Below are 18,442 nucleotides of genomic sequence, written 5' to 3'. Positions count from 1 at the left end.
CACTCAAATATAGCTAAGATTATTGATATTTTAACGACCTTATTCTTAAATTTTAGCTGTTCTCTCATCACAATTTTTCTTAATTTTCAACAGCAAATAAAATAGATCATGTCTTTTTAAAAATGAGAAAAAGAAAAATGAGCAATCAAGAATCATTTTGACCAATCTCAATATCGATAAATACAATTTAAAAAGGGTTTGAATCCGAACATAATCTGTTATCTTTGCAGTCTGAAATCAGTTTAAATAAACACAATACTTTAAATCGATTTCAATCAATCGAAAATAGTCCATTAAAATGAAATTAGACAGAAAAGAAATTCTTAAAGCTCTAGAAACAATCACTATAGCCGGAGAAGGAAAAAATATGGTTGAAAGCGGCGCTGTTGCCAATGTCATTACTTTTGGTGATGAAGTTGTGGTAGATCTGGTGTTGCATACACCGGCAATGCATATCAAAAAAAGAGCCGAAGATGATATCAAAAAAACAATTCATGAATTAGTATCTCCTGAAGCAAAAATCAAAGTAAATATTAAAGTAGAAACTCCGGAGAAAAACGAAATTAAAGGTCGTGCTATCCCTGGAATCAAAAATATTATTGCCGTTGCTTCCGGTAAAGGAGGAGTTGGAAAATCGACTGTTACTGCAAATCTTGCCGTAACACTTGCCAAAATGGGCTTTTCGGTTGGGGTTCTTGATGCCGATATATACGGACCATCAATGCCAATTATGTTTGATGTTGAAAACGAAAAACCGGTTTCGATTATTGTTGACGGAAAATCAAAAATGAAACCTATCGAAAGCTACGAGATCAAAATACTTTCAATTGGTTTCTTTACAGCCCCAAGTCAGGCTGTAATATGGAGAGGTCCGATGGCTGCAAAAGCCCTGAACCAAATGATTTTTGATGCTGATTGGGGAGAATTAGATTTTATGCTAATCGACTTACCTCCGGGAACAGGAGACATCCACCTTTCGATCATGCAATCGTTACCAATTACAGGAGCTGTGGTAGTAAGTACTCCTCAGGCTGTGGCTTTGGCCGATGCTAAAAAAGGAGTGGCGATGTTCATGCAGGACAACATTAATGTACCTGTTTTGGGAATCATAGAAAACATGGCTTATTTTACACCAGCAGAATTACCTGACAATAAATATTATATCTTTGGACAAGAAGGAGCAAAAAATCTTGCCGAAGACTTAAATGTTCCTTTTTTAGGAGAAGTTCCAATTGTACAATCTATTCGTGAAGCTGGTGACTATGGTCGTCCGGCTGCTTTGCAAACTGCTTCTGCAATCGAAACCGTTTTTGAAGAAATTACCCGAAATGTTGTACAGGAAACCGTAAACAGAAACGATAGCTTACCAGCAACCGAAGCCATAAAAATTACAACTATGGCAGGTTGTTCAGCAGTAAAAAAAAATTAATATAATGAGATAATGAGAAAATTAGATGATTAGATAATGCATACAATTGTCGAATCATCTAATTGACAAATTTTCTAATTGATAAAATTATGACAACAGAAGAATTAACAAGCAACGTATTATTGGCTCTTGATGAAATCAGACCTTTTTTAAATTCTGACGGAGGAGACATTACGCTTATTTCAATAGACGATGACAAACACGTTAAAGTTCGTCTTGAAGGAGCATGCATCAGCTGCAGTGTAAATCAAATGACATTAAAAGCGGGAGTTGAGACAACTATAAAGAAATATGCACCACAAATAGAAACTGTGGTTAATATAATGTAATAAAAAACACAATTTTTCTCAGCATTTCGATTTTATCGATTTAACAAGAATAATAGCGCTTTATGTGGTTTGATTTACAATTTCACAAAAAAACAATATTAATTAAGCGAGTTATTGCGTATTTAGCAAAAAATAATACAAATATTTAAGAGTTTTAGTTAAGGAATTGTGACATATTTATTTAAATTTGTGACATAACCCTTAAATCTTAAATTTTATGAAGAAGTATTACGCTCTTTTTTTATTATTATTTTGTGTTTCTGTAAACTATGCGCAACAAACCACTCAGACGCTAGTTGTTGATAAAGCCTGGCTAAATGAATCTGAAGAATGGTCAGATTTTAAGTACGCTGGTCAGATTGTATTTTCGACTAACGCGAATGACGAAGAAGGAAGTCTTAGAATAGGAAACTATGATTTTCTGTATGACATCTGCGGCGGAAAAGCAAAATTTGCCAACAAAGCCACTTATAGTGTTGCACAATTTTCACACCCAAGAAAAGTATCTGTTACAACAGACAAACAAGGAGTGATGAATTCAACGTATGAAGGTACTTTGGTCTTCCAATCTGATAAAGATTATTATTCCGTAATTGCTATAGTTACAATATTGGAGAAAAACGGAAATATTCTTGGTGTAAAAATGCACCTTAAAGAAGGCAATAAAAAAGAATACGCATTTAGTATCAAAAACAGTTAATATAATTAAGGATTTTTTCACGTTATAAAATCCGAATCAGTAAAATTCCACTAATTAAAATGGATGTATTAATAAAGATTAAAGATCGAGAAGGAGTTATACACGAGTTACAAGCTCCAACTGATATGGCAATGAATATAATGGAGTTGTGCAAAGCATACGAGCTTCCTGTTGAAGGAACCTGTGGCGGAATGGCCATGTGTGCTTCCTGCCAATGTTATGTTTTAAATGATGTTGCGTTACCAGAAATGGGAGATGAAGAAGAAGCCATGCTGTCGGAAGCATTTTATGTTAAATCAAATAGCCGCTTAGGTTGTCAGATTCCAATTACTACTGAATTAGAAGGTCTGGAATTAGAACTAGCCCCGGAATATTAAAGCACAAAAAAGCGAGAATTCAAATTCTCGCTTTTTTTATGAGTTGTAATGCTGTATCAATTAAAAATTATGCTTGTAACTCACCCGGATCAAAAGGTTCAAATTCTCTTTCCGAAAATGCTTCTGTGAGGATTCCTGACGAACACAACCAAGTAATAGCTTCTTCAAGTGTACTCCCTGCTTTGTAGATCATTTCGCTATGTCTTGGCAGAATAAAATATTCATTCTTAAAAAGAATAATTTCATCGCCATCATAAGTATCTCCTATTCTAACAGCATTCAAAACTTCTTCTTTGGTAAGCACCTCTTTTCCTTCGTCCCAGAACCAATACTCTGCTATACGGCTTCTCCATTCTTCCAAGGTTAGTATTATCGTTTCGGGAAGATAGATCCGTACGTAAGTCCCACCCAGGATTCCGCTCCCAAATTCTGAAACATATGCTTTGTAATCTTCATCAAAAGCAATATTTAAGGTTTTCTCACAAGCCAGAATCTCTTCTTCATCTGCCACAAACAAATCGGTTTTATTGGTCTTGTAATTGGGTATTATTTTATAATTATTGAAGTTCATCTCATTGCTATTTATAGTAGCTAATTTATGGTTTTTAATTGAAATTTACACATCAAAAAAACCGCAACTACATTACTTTACTGACATTATTCAGTAGAATTGCTTTACGGTTTCAATTTCTCCTGTTTCTGTATCTACAAATAAATACACACTTCCATCATCATGAAAGAGATTACAATTTTTAATATCAAATTGACCTAGAAAAAATAAAGGTTTGTCATTTTTAATTATCCAATCGGGACTTTGTATCCATTTTGGTGGTTTACTTTGAAACTTAAAAAGGCTAGCAAAATTATTTTTAATTTTTTCTTTCTGTTCTTTTTTGGTTAAACTTTTATCTTGTGGCAAAATATACTTTTCAATAAAAGAAGAACAAGCATCAATGTATTTGGGTTCAGAAACCGAAATTAAATCAAATTCATCCGAATATCCTTTAAACTCCGAAAATGTAATATTCTTTCTCTCTAAAAACAGCTGTACAAAACCATGAGCATTCAACCTTCCTGCATAGTTATTGTAATTAATCTCAGCTAAATAAAGAAACGGAGTTGTATTCTTGATATACGTGTTTTGCCAATTCAAACCTGAACCTAAAAGAACTTCTTCTAATTTTTTGTTGGTATAAATCTGGCTTTCAAAATCCCTAACTCCAAGAGTCCCTTCTGCAAAGTCTCTTAAAATTTTTATTCCTTCATTTTCATCACATCTCATATCCATTTCAATCTCATAATTTAATTACCCTCTTAAACATTTATTTAAGTAACAAAAATAATTCTAATGATTAAACCCAATCACTCAAATAAGCCATAAGAATATCGCAATAAGACTTTTAACATAACACAAAAAAACCGCAACTGCATTACTGCAATTACGGCTTTCTCTTTATAACAATTTTATTTAATCTCTTTTTATACCAAACCAGCTGCAATTAAGTATTCAGCGATTTGAATCGTGTTGGTTGCAGCTCCTTTTCTCAGGTTGTCGGCAACAATCCATAGATTTAAAGTATTTGGCTGACTTTCGTCACGACGAATTCTACCAACAAAAACATCATTTTTACCTTCTGCGTATAATGGCATTGGATAAGTAAAGGTATCTAAATTATCCTGTACTACTACTCCATCAGTATTGTGCAGAATTTCACGAACTTCGTTTACATCGAAGTCATTCGTAAACTCAACATTTACAGCCTCACTATGTCCGCCAACAACCGGTACGCGAACCGCTGTAGCTGTGACTCTGATCGTGTTATCCCCAAGAATCTTTTGAGTCTCACGAACTAATTTCATTTCTTCTTTAGTGTATCCGTTTTCTTCAAAGCTGTCGCAATGTGGAATAGCATTTCTGTGAATTGGGTACTTGTAAGCCAATTCACCCTGAACTCCAGCATACTCATTTTCCAATTGTCTTACCGCTTTTACACCAGTTCCAGTGATTGATTGATAAGTAGAAACGATAACTCTTTTAATATTGTATTTTCTATGCAATGGAGCCAAAGTCAACACCATTTGAATGGTTGAACAGTTTGGGTTTGCAATAATTTTATCTTCTTTGGTTAAAGTCGAAGCATTGATTTCCGGAACTACCAATTTCTTAGTTGGGTCCATTCTCCATGCCGAAGAATTATCAATAACAGTTGTTCCGGCTGCAGCAAATTTTGGTGCCCATTCCAGTGAAGTATCTCCTCCAGCCGAAAAAACAGCAATATCAGCTTTCATATCAACTGCTGTTTGCAATCCTACCACTTTATATTTTGTTCCTTTATATTCGATTTCTTTTCCTACTGATTTCTCAGAAGCTACAGGAATTAACTCAGTAACAGGAAAATTTCTCTCTGCTAAAACTTTAAGCATTACTTCGCCAACCATACCAGTGGCACCTACAACGGCTATTCTCATTTTTATATTTTTAGTATGAATTAATTTATTTTGTTATGCAAAAGTATACATAATAAAAATCAAAACAACGCCCTTCACAAAAAATAACAAAATGTTACAAATCAAACAATATCAAAAAAAACCGCCCCAATTAAGGAACGGTTTAGTTAGACTTAGTGTAGCGGAATTATTTTTTAAGCAAATCTCTAATTTGCGTAAGTAACTCTTCTTGAGTTGGCCCGGCAGGTGCCGCAACCACAGTTTCTTTTTTCTTAGCTTTTTCAGCGGCTCTTAGTACAACAAATACAAAAAACGATATAATCACAAAATTAATTATCGCCTGAACCAAATTTCCATACGTAATTACTGCAGCCCCGGCGGCTTTAGCTGCAGCTAAATTTGGATACGTATTACCATCCAGCGTAACAAATTTTTGAGTAAAATCTATTCCTCCTGTAAGTAAACCAACAACTGGCATAATAATATCGTCTACAGCAGAACCTACTATTTTTCCAAATGCGCCACCAATAACGACTGCTGTCGCTAAACTAAGCACATCACCTTTTAGCAAAGAAGCTTTAAAATCTGCAAAAAATCCCATAATCGATTATTTTAGTTTATACTTAATTGATCTCGAAAATACATAATTTTCCTGACAATTTGTTAAGATTATCTAAAAAACACTCTTTTTACCCGTTGCGAGATGCTGGTCATGATTTCATAGGGTATTGTTTTTAAAGCTGTTGCCATTTCGACAACTGTTGGATTTTCGCCAAAAATGATTACAGAATCTCCTTCTTTACAATCAATCTCACTTACATCTACCATGAGCATATCCATACAAACGCTTCCTAAAATAAATGCTTTTTGATTCTTAATAACGACATAACCTACCTGATTACCCCATAAACGTGAAATTCCGTCTGCATATCCAATAGGAATTGTAGCGATTCTGGTTTCTTTTTCTGCCATAAAGCGACGTCCGTAACCAACGCTGTCACCTGCCGGAATTGTTCGCACCTGAGAAATAATCGATTTTAGTGTTCCCACATTTTCGAGGTACTTCTGTTCGGCGGGATCGTTTGATACACCATACAAACCAATTCCCAAGCGCACCATATTGTATTGCGCATCCGGAAAGTTACTTATTCCGGAAGTGTTCAAAATATGGCGAATAGGATTAATATTTAAGGCTGTAATTAATTTTACTGACAAGGTCTCAAACAAGCGAATCTGAGATCTGACAAAATCGAAATGCCTTTCCTCATCGCTTGTTGCCAAATGCGAAAGCACACTTTTTACTTTTACAGTCGAATTCCCTCTTAATGTTTCAATTAATTCGTCTAAAGTGTTTTCTTCAAAACCCAGACGGTGCATTCCGGTATCCAGTTTTATGTGAATCGGGAAGTCTTTTAGATTCTTTTCTCTGGCAATTTTTAAAAAAGCTTTTAGTCCCTTAATACTATATATTTCGGGCTCTAAATGATATTGTATGATTGAAGGGAAGCTGGTCGATTCCGGATTCAGGACCATAATTGGCAGTTTTATTCCGCCGCTTTTAAGTGAAATTCCTTCATCGGCGAATGCCACTCCCAAATAATCTACCTTGTGATGTTCAAGCAATTTGCCAATTTCCAATCCTCCGTTCCCATAACCAAAGGCCTTAACCATTACCATTAGCATAACGTTTGCCGCTAATTTCGATTTATAATAATTGAGATTGTGACTAATCGAATTCAGGTTAATCTCCAGAATCGTTTCGTGGGTTTTCTCTTCCAGCAACGATACAATTTCTTCAAACTGAAATGACCTTGCTCCTTTGATTAAAATGGTTTCATTTTCGAAGTTCAGACTTTCAATTTCTGCTATAAATTCGGCTGTATTCTGAAAAATGGTACAGTTCGAAAATTTAGCAGCAAAGGAAGAAATGGTTGATCCGATTCCTATTACTCGGTTTATTTTATTGTCCGCAATTAACTGTGCTACTTTTGTATACAATTCTTCATTAGAAAATCCACTTTGAAAGATATCCGACAGAATAACCGTTTTTGAGGCGTTTTTTTTCCGCTGGCTTTCTAAAAAATCCAATGCTATTTTGAGTGACTGGAAATCTGAACTGTAACTGTCGTCGATAATACTACAATTGTTGATTCCGTTTTTAACCTCAAGACGCATTTGTACGGGATACAGATTTTGAAATCGATTTTGAATGGTTTCTGCATCGTACTTTAGGTAAAGCATAACCAACAAACAGGAGATCGCATTTTCTATGGAGGCTGAATCACTGAATGGGATTTCTAAATCGAAAATTTCATTCCCGTAACGGGCCTGAATACTCGTTGTTTCGTCTTCATTAACTCGCTTCACCACAAAAACATCTGCTGATTCGTCGGTAAAACTCCACGAAAAAAGTACTCTTTCTGATGAAAAATATTCCTGATTTAACTTTACCAGACATTCATCTACAAGTTTATTATTCTGATAGATAATAACAGCCGCATTCTTAAACAGCAGTAATTTTTCATCGATTTTTTCTTCCAGATTTTCAAACCCTTCGTCATGTGCAGAACCGATGTTCGTTAAAACTCCAATATTAGGTTTAATGATTTTTTCTAGTTTCACCATTTCATTAACCGTCGATATTCCAGCTTCGAAAATACCCAGATTATGTTTTTCATTAATGGCAATTACAGACAATGGAACACCCACCTGAGAGTTATAACTTTTAGGGCTTCGGATAATATTATAGTCCGGACTCAGCAGGAAATTTAACCACTCCTTTACGATCGTTTTACCATTACTTCCTGTTAATCCGATAATAGGAAAGGTAAACAGATCGCGATAATATCCTGCAAACTCCTGTAAAGCCCGTAAGGTATTTTTGACCACTAAAAAACTAGCTTTCCCTTTTACATTCTCCGGAATATACTGTACCACAAAATTTTGAACTCCTTTTTCTATAAGTTCTTCTATATACAAATGAGCATCATTATTAACCCCTGACAGGGCAATAAACAAAGTTTTAGAGCCGTTTTGTAAAGAACGGCTGTCGATCGAGATATGATCGACAAAAACATCAGAATCCGAACCAGTCCATTCGGCTTCGAGAACCGGAATCAGGCTTTTTATATTTATGCTCATTAAGATTTTCTTTTTGTCAAATTTAAAAAAAGGTTCGCCAGCAAGTTCACAAATTTTCACTAATTATTTGTGGTGATTTTTACCGCTGGAAAATAAAATAGTTTGCCACGAATTGCACTAATTTTCGCTAATTCTTTCCGGTTATTTTTTACGCAGATTTTTTCATATCCAATAAATCGATCTGCTTTAAACAAGTACCTGTCGCATTTAAAAAATAGGGCACAAATTAAAATTTGCGCTAATTCGCGCAATTCGTGGCAAAAAAATATTATTTAGTTATATTTGTTCAACACCTAAAATTACTGTGCTTTGAAAAGAATTCTGCCTATATTCTCTTATATCTTTCATCCAATTTTTGTATCGATGTACGCCACCCTGTTTTACCTTTTTTGCAAGCAGGATCTTTTTAGTACTCAGGAAAAATATTTTGTGTTATTTCAGATTCTGATTATCACTATTCTGGTCCCAATATTGTTCTTCCTTTTGCTCCGTTCAACAGGACATGTAAATTCTGTTATGATTCATGAAACCTCACAACGCAAAATCCCTCTGATTTTACAGTGTTTTTTGTATATTTTACTAGTAAAACGAAGCATCATCATTACGCGATATCCTGAACTGCATTTCTTTTTTCTGGGCGCTTTGTTTAGTACTATTCTGGCTCTGGTTTGTTCATTGTTTAAAATAAAAGCAAGTTTACACATGATGGCTCTTAGTGGATTCACCATTTTTGTAATTGGGCTAAACATCCATCTTCAAATGCAAAATCCATACTGGAGTGCTTTCCTGATTTTAATGACGGGAATTGTCGCTTCATCACGTCTAGAAATGGAAGCCCACTCGCCTAACGAACTGGTAATAGGAACTTTTATTGGAATTTTACCGCAGCTATTGTTTTTGTATTTGTGGTTATAAAATGTAGAATATCAATCCGGCATTAAGCGTTCTTACGTTAATGTTTTGTCCGGAAACCGTTTTTACGTCTTTAAACAATGGACTTAATCCATAATTGAGATAAAGGTTCCAGGTGTTATACCCTACGGCCAGATATACGCTGTATTGCAATTTGTTTATATCCGGATTGTTCGAAATTTTATACGTTTCTTCCCCGGTATCTAAAATGGATTTGTTAGAGAATACATAGCTTAGTTTAAATCCGCTATAGATTCTCCAGAATTTAGTACTTTCATAAGTCGAATTTCTCCAGCGAAATTCTATAGGCAGATCAACCGAATATTGTTTGTATCTGTTGGACGAAATATCATTATAATCGGTTACTTCATAGGTCAAAGCTCCATCTGCCCCTTTGGCGATAGTTAGATTTTGATTATAATTCTGATAACTCAAACCCAAACCTGTAGCAATAGCAACGGTTCTGCTTTTATTGACTGGCATGTCACGCAGAAAACCGGCAGAAAGTCCGGCAGAAAATTTATTTTGTTTAAGTCCCTGTGGAATCTTTGTCAGAAGATTATAGGTAACCGAAAAATAAAACTGATCTTCCCGATACAAAGAATCAATTTTAACCACAGGCTTCACTTCTGGCTTTACCTCCGGTTTAACTTCCTGGGCAAAAGAATTAAAAAACGATACTAAAAACAAACAACTAAAAAGTAATCGCATATCGTATTTTGGTTTTAAAGAGTTTTTCAAGTAAACGTTTTTTAGGAGAGTTTTATTTCAATTACAAATATAATATAATGCTAGTTCAGGATACAATTTGAATGTCATTATTCGCTTTTCGATCCCGAAAAAATGCTTTTTCTAAACTTTTTTCAATGAATCGTTAACAGAATCTAAAAAATAAATCTATTTTTCTCCTTTCTTTTATACCTTTGTCCCTAATGAAAAGAAAACAACTCATACTAAGTGTTTCTTTGGCCCTGATGGTATTGTTCTCAATATTCTTTCAGTCCATACACAGTTATGAGCATATTGTAAAGCAGCTTTCAGAAAAACAATGCCACCACGATTACAATGATCCAAGTGGTGAAATAACGCATCAGCACCATAATTATGACTTATGTTATGTTTGTCATTTTGCTTTTGGCAGTTATGTTGTTCCCGAAGAAATGGCGCTTCAGTTTCACCATTTCGATAACGAAATTCCCTATTTCTTTACGCTTTCCGAGAGAATCTTTTCATTTTCAGAAAGTGTCTATTTATTACGCGGACCTCCACAAGCTATAGTTTCCTAAATTTCGAAATACACGAAATCAATTCTAAATCTTTTTATCTAATTCTAAAAAAATTAGTGGATTTCCCCATCCTGAAACTTTCAGGATCGGCAAGTTTTACAATTCATTTTAGTTTCTGATTGAGAGGCAAATTCAATTAACTATAGCATTATTTTCAAATGAAAAAACTAATATTAACCCTTATTTTAGGGTTTACGGGCATTCTTTCTGCTCAAAATTCGGTATCGGGAACTGTAATTGATCTTCAGAACAAACCCTTAGCCGGCGTATCTGTTTATGCAGCTGAACTACACAAAGGAACGACAACAGACGAAAACGGAAAATATGATTTTAAGAATCTTCCAAACGGGAGTTTTCGACTTTCTTTTACATTTATAGGTTACACTACACAAAGCAAAACAATTGCAAGATTACTAAAACAAAACACCTTAGACATCACACTTACTGAATCTGTTTTTGAAATGGATGAAGTGGTGGTTTCAACGCCTTTCAATAAATTGCAATCGCAAAACGTAATGAAAGTAGAACACGAAAGCATTAAAACATTACAGCAAAAAGGAACTTCAACTTTAATTGAAGGTTTAGCAACTATTCCCGGAGTTTCTCAAATTTCTACCGGAACTTCGATTGGGAAACCGGTAATTAGAGGTTTAAGCGGAAATCGCGTTTTAGTATATTCTCAGGGGGTTCGTATCGAAAACCAACAATTTGGAGACGAACATGGACTGGGCCTTAATGATGCCGGAATAGAAAGTGTCGAAGTAATAAAAGGGCCTGCCTCTTTATTATATGGCTCTGATGCTTTAGGTGGGGTCTTATATTTTAATCCTGAAAAATTTGCTGATGCAAATACGTTTAAAGCTAATTTCAGTCAAAAATATTTCACCAATACACAAGGAAGCAATTCTTCTATCGGACTAAAAACGTCAACAGACAACTGGAAATTTTTAGCTCGAGGAAGTTTCAACACACACTCTGATTACAAAATTGCCGATGGCGACCGCGTTACAAATTCTCGCTATAATGAAACCGATTTTAAAACCGGAATTGGCTATAGTAATTCGAGCTTCTCCAGTGTTTTAAGATACAACTACAACAAACTGGATATCGGAATTCCCGAAGATGGAATCGCCGAACAATCGTCAAGCAAAAATACGATGTTCCCAAGACAAGGAATCTTCAATCATTTATTGAGTCTGAACAACGTGATCTTTTTTGAGAACTCCAAACTGGATGTTGATTTAGGTTATATCGCCAATGACAGAAGCGAATTTGAAGACAGCAACGATGCTTCGCTTCACATGAAACTGAATACTTTTAATTACAATGCAAAATATCATTTTCCGAAATTCGGCAAAATTGAAACTATTGTTGGCGTTCAGGGAATGCATCAGACCAATAAAAATTCAGGTGAAGAATATTTAATTCCGGACGCAACTACCAATGACTTTGGTGCTTTTGGAACTGCAAATTATGAATGGAATAATAATGTTTTACAAGCCGGACTTCGTTTTGACAACCGAAAAGTGACTTCTGAAGCACATGGAACCGAAGGTGAAGAAGGTTATTTTCAGCCTTTAGACCGCTCTTTTGATAGTTTTAATGCTTCTTTAGGATATAAAACAAAACTTGCAGAGCCACTAACACTCCGATTGAATGTGGCTACAGGTTTTAGAGCTCCAAATTTAGCCGAGCTAACTTCAAACGGAGTTCATGAAGGAACAAACCGTTACGAAATTGGAAACGCCAATTTGAAAACTGAGCAAAATGTTCAGACAGATTTAAACTTAGAATTTAAAAGCACTCATTTTGAATTTTTTATCAACGGATTTTACAATCATGTGAACAACTATATCTACACTTCACCAACTGGTGAGGTACGCGATAACAATGATGTTTTTGCTTATATTCAGGATGATGCCAAATTATATGGTGGTGAAGCAGGGTTGCATTTTCATCCGCATCCACTGGATTGGCTGCATTTTGAAACCAGTTTTGAAACCGTTACAGGTAAAAAACAAAACAATGATTACCTGCCTTTAATTCCTGCCAACAACTGGAATAACACTTTAAGGACAGAGTTTAAAATCAAAAACTGGTTTGAAGAAGGTTATGCCTCTTTAAACGTTTCTTCTACTTTTAGTCAGGATAAAGTAAGTGGTTTTGAAACTGCTTCAAAAGGGTACACTTTAGTCAATTTAGGTTTTGGCGGAACGGTAAAACTAGGTAAACATGCTTTTGATGTTAACCTGAATGGAAACAATTTATTTGATAAAAAATACATTGCTCACCTATCAAGATTAAAAACAGACGGTATTCCAAATATCGGACGAAATATTGTACTTGGAGTTAACTTCAATCTGTAACATTTTTAAACCATATACGACATATAGCTTAAATCAGTTAAATCCTGACTAAGTAAGCTTGTATGCCTTATATGGTTTAACTTTTTATCATTATTATTTCACAACAAAAATGCTATTTTTGCTATAACTGTTAAACACAAATTATGAAAAAAACATTTCTTCTAATGGCAATCACAACTGCAGGGATTTCATTCGGGCAAAACAAAATCCAATATCCCGAAACTAAAAAAGGTGAAACTGTTGATGTGTATTTTGACACTAAAGTAAGCGATCCTTATCGTTGGCTTGAAGATGACAAATCAGCTGAAACAGGAGCCTGGGTGAAAGCTCAAAACGAAGTAACTTATGGTTATTTAGATAAAATTCCATTCCGCGATGAACTTAAGAAACGCATGGAAAAATTATGGAACTACGAGAAAATCAGTGCTCCATTTGTAGAAGGAAAATTTACGTATTATTCTAAAAATAACGGACTTCAGAATCAATCTGTAGTATATAGAAAAGGTAAAGACGGCAAAGAAGAGGTTTTCTTAGATCCAAATACTTTTTCTAAAGACGGAACAACTTCTCTTGGTGGATTAAATTTCTCTAAAGACGGCTCAAAAGCTGCTTATGCCATTTCTGAAGGAGGAAGCGACTGGAGAAAAGTAATCATCATCGATGCTATCTCTAAAAAGGTTTTAGAAGATACTTTGGTTGATGTAAAATTTAGCGGTGTTTCATGGCATGGCAATACTGGGTTTTACTACTCTAGTTACGACAAACCAAAAGGAAGCGAATTATCCGCAAAAACCGATCAGCACAAATTGTATTTCCACAAACTGGGAACTTCTCAAAAAGAAGACAAAGTTATTTATGGAGTCGATCAGAAACGTAGATATATAGGTGGTTATGTTACCGAAGATGACAAATATCTTGTAATTTCTGCTGCTAATTCTACTTACGGAAATGAGTTATTTATTAAAGACTTAACAAAAGCGAATAGTCCGATTGTAACTATCGTAGACAATTTTAACAGCAGCAATCAGATTATCGAGAATGAAGGAACTAAATTGTTTATCGAAACTGACTTAAACGCACCAAATACACGTGTGGTTACCGTTGATGTAAGCAATCCAAAACCTGAAAACTGGAAAGATTTTATTAAAGAAACTAAGGATATTCTGTCTCCTTCAACAGGTGGAGGATTCTTCTTTGCCAATTATACCAAAGATGCTGTTTCGTTTGTACAACAGTACGATTACAATGGAAAATTAATCCGCGAAATCAAACTTCCGGCAGTAGGAACTGCAGGCGGATTTGGAGGAAAAAAAGAAGAGAAAACTTTATACTATAGCTTTACAAATTACACAACTCCGGGAACAATTTATTCTTTCGAACCAAAATCTGGAAAGTCTAAAGTATATGAAAAACCGAAAGTTGATTTTAAAAGCGAGGATTACGAATCAAAACAAGTATTCTATACTTCAAAAGACGGTACAAAAATCCCGATGATTATCACTTATAAAAAAGGATTAAAATTAGACGGTAAAAACCCAACAATCCTTTATGGATACGGAGGATTCAACGTTAGTTTAACTCCAAGTTTCAGTATTGCAAATGCCGTTTGGTTAGAAAACGGAGGTGTTTATGCGGTTGCCAATCTTAGAGGTGGTGGTGAATATGGTAAAAAATGGCACGATGCCGGAACTAAATTACAAAAGCAAAATGTGTTTGACGACTTTATTGCTGCAGGCGAATATTTGATTGCACAAAAATACACGTCTTCTGACTTCCTGGCCATTCGCGGAGGTTCTAACGGAGGCTTATTAGTTGGAGCAACTATGACACAGCGTCCTGATTTAATGAAAGTTGCTTTACCGGCTGTTGGTGTAATGGATATGTTACGTTACCATACTTTTACTGCCGGTGCAGGTTGGGCTTACGATTACGGAACTTCTCAGGACAACAAAGAAATGTTCGAATACCTTAAAGGATACTCTCCGGTACAAAACGTAAAAAAAGGTGTTCAGTACCCAGCAACTATGGTAACAACCGGTGATCATGATGACCGTGTAGTTCCTGCACACAGTTTTAAATTTGCTGCTGAATTGCAAGAGAAACAAACTGGAAACAACCCGGTTTTAATTCGTATCGATGTAAAAGCAGGGCACGGAGCAGGTAAATCTGTTGCCGCAAGTATTCAGGAAAGCGTAGACATCCAAGCGTTTACACTTTACAATATGGGCTTCAAAGCTTTACCTAAAAAGTAATATTTTAAGCTACCTTTTTTTAACCACGAATTCACGAATTATTTTGTGAGTTCGTGGTTTTGTTTTTTTTGCATACAGAACCGATTTAATTTAAAAAAATCTGCGGACATCTGCTCAAATCCTTTTAAATCTGCGTGAAAAATAATTTATAACAAATATTCTAACCACAAAGAATTAGTAAAAATTAGTGTATTTCGTAGCAAACTTTTTAAATTTGAAAAACTAAAATCTAAAACATGAAAATTGTAAAATGGGGAATAATAGGCTGCGGCAATGTCACTGAAGTTAAAAGCGGCCCTGCTTTTCAGAAAGCTTCAAATTCGGCTTTAGTTGCTGTTATGCGCAGAGATGCTGCTCTGGCTGAAGATTATGCCAAACGCCATAATGTTCCTAAATGGTACTCCGACGCCATCGATCTAATTAATGATCCTGAAGTCGATGCCGTTTATATTGCCACACCTCCATCTTCTCATAAAGAATATACCATTTTATGCGCCAAAGCCGGAAAACCTGTTTATGTCGAAAAACCAATGGCTTTAAATTTTGAAGAATGCAATGAAATGATTCGTGTTTGTAAAGAACATAATGTACCATTGTTTGTTGCCTATTACAGAAGATGCCTTCCAAGATTCCTGAAAATAAAAGAACTAATCGACCAAAACAAAATCGGAACTATCAGACATGTCAATTGCGTTTTATACCACCCGTTTGAAAAACGTTATGACGATGAAATCAATTTGCCTTGGACGGTTTTACCGCACATTTCCGGTGGTGGAATATTTGTTGATTTGGCTTGTCACACTTTAGATTTTCTTGATTTCGTGTTTGGTCCTATAAAATCAGTTCGCGGACACGCTAGCTCACAGCTGAAAGCCTATCCGGCAGAAGATTCTGTTTCTATGTCATTTTTGTTCGAGAACGGAATTCATGGAACCGGTTTATGGAATTTTGCCAGTTTTGAACGTTACGATAATACCGATATTGTAGGCGATAAAGGGAAAATTTCGTTCTCTACCTTCGGTAATGATCCAATTCATATTCAGTATGCAAATGGTGAAAAAGAAAGTATTACGATCGAAAATCCGCTTCACATTCAATTACCACTTGTTGAAACCGTGGTAGCTGAAATTTTAGGCAAAGAAGATTTTTCTCCATCAAAAGGAACCTCTGCTGCCAGAACAACCTGGGTTATCGATGAAGTGTTGAAAGAATTTAGAAACTCTAGATAAAGAGCAAGCCCATTTTGTTTCACGCAGATCCTGCAGATCTAGCAATTTTTTTCCTGCGATCATTAGTCTTGACCTCAATATTGTCAGAAATGACAGGAAGCAAAAAAAGAGGATATTTATTTCGAATATCCTCTTTTTCTATAAAAACTAAGAAAATTACTCCCAGTTTTTCTGATTTTCATATCTTCGCAGTCCTAAACATCGAGAATATGAACACAACAAAACTTTTTGCCCGCATGGTATGCTGGCGGTATTGGAAACAACTGCAACGCGTTCTCGAAGGCGTAGGACAGCTAACCCATGCGGGTTATTTATTTCCTAAATTTCGAGATTATGAGCACAAACACCTTCAACAAAGAAACCGAATTGAGGTTAGCTGATTTTTTCAGCAATTCGATCGATCCTGAAACAATGGCCAAAACCATTCGTCAGGTAAACTATGCACTTGCCTTAAGCGTAATGCAGGAACACGAATCCCTACAATCCGAGAGGACCAACCTCCAAAATGGATTTTACTGGCTCAATCAATTAGCCGAAATTTTAAATCCTTATCTGGATGTGAATGATTAAAAAAATTGCAAAGCCACTATAGAAAGTGGCTTTTTTTTTGTTTTTATCCCTTACTCTTATGTTTCGTTTTTAATTTCGATAAAAGGAGACTCGAGCCTTTACTTTGAATAAATTTAAAGTTTTTTATCTAATTCAAAGTAAAGGCTCGAGTCTCCCTTCGGTCGAAATGACAAATTAAATGAAAACATTCTTATGAAAATGATTGTCCTAGCCCCGATAGGAGTGGAAATCCTTTTGTGGCGGGGTTCGCCACAAAAGATTGGAACGGATAGCGGGATTAGCTCCTGAAAAAAAGAATTAGTTTCGTTAAAAAAATCAAGATGAAAAGATTGCACAAAAAAAAGAGGATATCCGTTATGAATATCCTCTTTTTTCTAAAAACTAAAAAACTTCTATAAAATTATAGGCTGTATTTAAGACCTAAAGTCAATCCTAAACCTGAAATCCCAACATAAGAACTTAACTCGTCCATTTTATCATTTGGTCTTGTTGTGTCTTTAGTATCTGGAGTAGAAGTATTAGGGTTAAACAAAGGGTTATTAGAGTTAGCATCTAATCTATCTCTGTAAACTGTATATCTTTGAGCAGTTGTTCTGCTAGCTAAAGCATCATTACCATTAACTGTAAATTCTGTAGTTTCTTTAGTTTTTCCATGAACTGTAAAGTTACGGTATTCTAATTCTCCATATACAGAAAGGTTTTTTGCAATTTTATAAGATGTTCCTAAAACTGCCATGAAACCTAAAGTTGGGTTTGGTTTTACTTTATCAACAGAGTGAACGTTTCCAAAAGCAGTTGGAGCTCCCGCCGGGCTAAAAGCAATTGGCGCGTATGCATCAGAAGTGATCTCTAAATCTCCGTGAACAGGAATTAAAACCCCTACTTTTGTATAAGGCTCGAATCCTTTGTGCTCACCTAAAAACAACACTAAAGCTGGAGCTACATCGAAAGCAGTAATTTGCCCTACAGATTTGAAGCTATACACACCACTTGGCGTAATAGGCACATCTGATGTAGTTTGAGCCATAGTCTTATCCTGGCTTGAATAATAATTAACTCCTAATTCAACTCCTAAACGAGTATTAAATCTATATCCAGCAGTTATCCCAGTTCTGAAACCTTCTCCAAAAGATCCGGTAACACTTTCTTCAGAAACTAATTTTCCTCCAACATAATTTTTGTCTAAAGGAAGGTTTCCTCCAACCGTTGGAAATTCAGTAGCTGCAGTTTGAACAAAATAAGATCCTCCTAATTTAAAATACCAACTTTCTGGTTTATCTGCTTTTTCTGTTTGCGCCATTGTGGCCATAGAGCAAACTAATAATCCTAATAAAAATAGGTTCTTTTTCATAATTTTGATTTAATTAATTTTTACAAACATAGATTATTTTAACATAATCTTG

Annotated in this window: 17 protein-coding genes; 10 read left to right on the top strand and 7 right to left on the bottom strand. The window is 35.3% G+C overall.

The features are described from left to right. Positions 1–298: 298 nt before the first annotated feature. From AC3IS6_RS06650 to AC3IS6_RS06635, 4 genes are all read left to right on the top strand, one after another. Positions 299–1,429: an Mrp/NBP35 family ATP-binding protein gene (locus AC3IS6_RS06650; protein ID WP_489164195.1), complete on the top strand. Its 1,131-nt coding sequence runs from the start codon at positions 299–301 to the stop codon at positions 1,427–1,429. 89 nt (positions 1,430–1,518) lie between these two features. Continuing rightward, positions 1,519–1,758 (top strand): NifU family protein, encoded by a 240-nt coding sequence (locus AC3IS6_RS06645; RefSeq protein ID WP_026982674.1) that lies wholly within the window; start codon positions 1,519–1,521, stop codon positions 1,756–1,758. A gap of 217 nt (positions 1,759–1,975) precedes the next feature. Then, positions 1,976–2,458 carry a hypothetical protein gene (locus AC3IS6_RS06640; RefSeq protein ID WP_489164194.1) on the top strand — a complete coding sequence of 161 codons (483 nt, stop codon included), beginning with the start codon at positions 1,976–1,978 and terminating at the stop codon, positions 2,456–2,458. 59 nt (positions 2,459–2,517) lie between these two features. Then, positions 2,518–2,835 carry a 2Fe-2S iron-sulfur cluster-binding family protein gene (locus AC3IS6_RS06635; RefSeq protein ID WP_026982672.1) on the top strand — a complete coding sequence of 106 codons (318 nt, stop codon included), beginning with the start codon at positions 2,518–2,520 and terminating at the stop codon, positions 2,833–2,835. 67 nt (positions 2,836–2,902) lie between these two features. On the opposite strand, the gene AC3IS6_RS06630 is transcribed toward AC3IS6_RS06635, so the two are convergent. From AC3IS6_RS06630 to AC3IS6_RS06610, 5 genes are all read right to left on the bottom strand, one after another. Then, positions 2,903–3,406: an SMI1/KNR4 family protein gene (locus AC3IS6_RS06630; protein WP_489164193.1), complete on the bottom strand. Its 504-nt coding sequence runs from the start codon at positions 3,404–3,406 to the stop codon at positions 2,903–2,905. 90 nt (positions 3,407–3,496) lie between these two features. Continuing rightward, the gene (locus tag AC3IS6_RS06625) at positions 3,497–4,123 is read right to left on the bottom strand and encodes a hypothetical protein (protein ID WP_489164192.1); all 627 of its coding nucleotides are present in this window, start codon (positions 4,121–4,123) and stop codon (positions 3,497–3,499) included. Between the two features lie 191 nt (positions 4,124–4,314). Beyond that, positions 4,315–5,304: an aspartate-semialdehyde dehydrogenase gene (locus tag AC3IS6_RS06620; protein WP_281923291.1), complete on the bottom strand. Its 990-nt coding sequence runs from the start codon at positions 5,302–5,304 to the stop codon at positions 4,315–4,317. Positions 5,305–5,470: 166 nt separating this feature from the next. Further along, positions 5,471–5,884, bottom strand: a complete 414-nt coding sequence (gene mscL / locus AC3IS6_RS06615) for a large conductance mechanosensitive channel protein MscL (protein ID WP_173964845.1) — start codon at positions 5,882–5,884, stop codon at positions 5,471–5,473. Positions 5,885–5,952: 68 nt separating this feature from the next. Continuing rightward, positions 5,953–8,424: a bifunctional UDP-N-acetylmuramoyl-tripeptide:D-alanyl-D-alanine ligase/alanine racemase gene (locus AC3IS6_RS06610; protein WP_489164191.1), complete on the bottom strand. Its 2,472-nt coding sequence runs from the start codon at positions 8,422–8,424 to the stop codon at positions 5,953–5,955. A gap of 309 nt (positions 8,425–8,733) precedes the next feature. On the opposite strand from AC3IS6_RS06610, the gene AC3IS6_RS06605 reads away from it, so the two are divergent. Beyond that, positions 8,734–9,339 carry a hypothetical protein gene (locus AC3IS6_RS06605; RefSeq protein ID WP_489164190.1) on the top strand — a complete coding sequence of 202 codons (606 nt, stop codon included), beginning with the start codon at positions 8,734–8,736 and terminating at the stop codon, positions 9,337–9,339. On the opposite strand, the gene AC3IS6_RS06600 is transcribed toward AC3IS6_RS06605, so the two are convergent. Further along, positions 9,334–10,047 (bottom strand): porin family protein, encoded by a 714-nt coding sequence (locus AC3IS6_RS06600; protein WP_489164913.1) that lies wholly within the window; start codon positions 10,045–10,047, stop codon positions 9,334–9,336. The two genes, AC3IS6_RS06605 and AC3IS6_RS06600, sit on opposite strands and share 6 nt — an antisense overlap. A 221-nt stretch (positions 10,048–10,268) precedes the next feature. Here AC3IS6_RS06600 and AC3IS6_RS06595 point away from each other — a divergent pair, with 221 nt between their 5' ends. The 5 genes from AC3IS6_RS06595 to AC3IS6_RS06575 all read left to right on the top strand — a co-directional run bounded on the left by AC3IS6_RS06595 (position 10,269) and on the right by AC3IS6_RS06575 (position 17,039). Beyond that, positions 10,269–10,622, top strand: a complete 354-nt coding sequence (locus tag AC3IS6_RS06595) for a hypothetical protein (RefSeq protein ID WP_489164189.1) — start codon at positions 10,269–10,271, stop codon at positions 10,620–10,622. A gap of 158 nt (positions 10,623–10,780) precedes the next feature. Further along, positions 10,781–12,988 carry a TonB-dependent receptor gene (locus AC3IS6_RS06590; RefSeq protein ID WP_489164188.1) on the top strand — a complete coding sequence of 736 codons (2,208 nt, stop codon included), beginning with the start codon at positions 10,781–10,783 and terminating at the stop codon, positions 12,986–12,988. Positions 12,989–13,131: 143 nt separating this feature from the next. Next, on the top strand, positions 13,132–15,240 hold the full coding sequence (locus AC3IS6_RS06585) for a prolyl oligopeptidase family serine peptidase (protein WP_489164187.1): 2,109 nt from the start codon (positions 13,132–13,134) through the stop codon (positions 15,238–15,240). A 236-nt stretch (positions 15,241–15,476) separates the two neighbouring features. After that, positions 15,477–16,469: a Gfo/Idh/MocA family protein gene (locus AC3IS6_RS06580; RefSeq protein ID WP_489164186.1), complete on the top strand. Its 993-nt coding sequence runs from the start codon at positions 15,477–15,479 to the stop codon at positions 16,467–16,469. Between the two features lie 333 nt (positions 16,470–16,802). Then, positions 16,803–17,039 (top strand): hypothetical protein, encoded by a 237-nt coding sequence (locus AC3IS6_RS06575; protein WP_173964851.1) that lies wholly within the window; start codon positions 16,803–16,805, stop codon positions 17,037–17,039. A 400-nt stretch (positions 17,040–17,439) separates the two neighbouring features. Here AC3IS6_RS06575 and AC3IS6_RS06570 read toward each other — a convergent pair whose 3' ends face one another. Next, complete coding sequence (locus AC3IS6_RS06570) at positions 17,440–18,390, bottom strand: outer membrane beta-barrel protein (RefSeq protein WP_489164185.1); 951 nt, start codon at positions 18,388–18,390, stop codon at positions 17,440–17,442. Between the last annotated feature and the right edge of the window lie 52 nt (positions 18,391–18,442).

Source organism: Flavobacterium sp. KH_035 (assembly GCF_057839565.1).
Note: the sequence above shows the minus strand (reverse complement) of the source record. Positions and strands in the feature narration are given on the sequence as shown.

Coding starts and splice junctions, on each gene's coding strand:
- AC3IS6_RS06650 (WP_489164195.1), top strand. CDS start 299: ATGAAATTAGACAGAAAAGAAATTCTTAAAGCTCTAGAAACAATCACT.
- AC3IS6_RS06645 (WP_026982674.1), top strand. CDS start 1,519: ATGACAACAGAAGAATTAACAAGCAACGTATTATTGGCTCTTGATGAA.
- AC3IS6_RS06640 (WP_489164194.1), top strand. CDS start 1,976: ATGAAGAAGTATTACGCTCTTTTTTTATTATTATTTTGTGTTTCTGTA.
- AC3IS6_RS06635 (WP_026982672.1), top strand. CDS start 2,518: ATGGATGTATTAATAAAGATTAAAGATCGAGAAGGAGTTATACACGAG.
- AC3IS6_RS06630 (WP_489164193.1), bottom strand. CDS start 3,406: ATGAACTTCAATAATTATAAAATAATACCCAATTACAAGACCAATAAA.
- AC3IS6_RS06625 (WP_489164192.1), bottom strand. CDS start 4,123: ATGGATATGAGATGTGATGAAAATGAAGGAATAAAAATTTTAAGAGAC.
- AC3IS6_RS06620 (WP_281923291.1), bottom strand. CDS start 5,304: ATGAGAATAGCCGTTGTAGGTGCCACTGGTATGGTTGGCGAAGTAATG.
- mscL (WP_173964845.1), bottom strand. CDS start 5,884: ATGGGATTTTTTGCAGATTTTAAAGCTTCTTTGCTAAAAGGTGATGTG.
- AC3IS6_RS06610 (WP_489164191.1), bottom strand. CDS start 8,424: ATGAGCATAAATATAAAAAGCCTGATTCCGGTTCTCGAAGCCGAATGG.
- AC3IS6_RS06600 (WP_489164913.1), bottom strand. CDS start 10,047: ATGCGATTACTTTTTAGTTGTTTGTTTTTAGTATCGTTTTTTAATTCT.
- AC3IS6_RS06595 (WP_489164189.1), top strand. CDS start 10,269: ATGAAAAGAAAACAACTCATACTAAGTGTTTCTTTGGCCCTGATGGTA.
- AC3IS6_RS06590 (WP_489164188.1), top strand. CDS start 10,781: ATGAAAAAACTAATATTAACCCTTATTTTAGGGTTTACGGGCATTCTT.
- AC3IS6_RS06585 (WP_489164187.1), top strand. CDS start 13,132: ATGAAAAAAACATTTCTTCTAATGGCAATCACAACTGCAGGGATTTCA.
- AC3IS6_RS06580 (WP_489164186.1), top strand. CDS start 15,477: ATGAAAATTGTAAAATGGGGAATAATAGGCTGCGGCAATGTCACTGAA.
- AC3IS6_RS06575 (WP_173964851.1), top strand. CDS start 16,803: ATGAGCACAAACACCTTCAACAAAGAAACCGAATTGAGGTTAGCTGAT.
- AC3IS6_RS06570 (WP_489164185.1), bottom strand. CDS start 18,390: ATGAAAAAGAACCTATTTTTATTAGGATTATTAGTTTGCTCTATGGCC.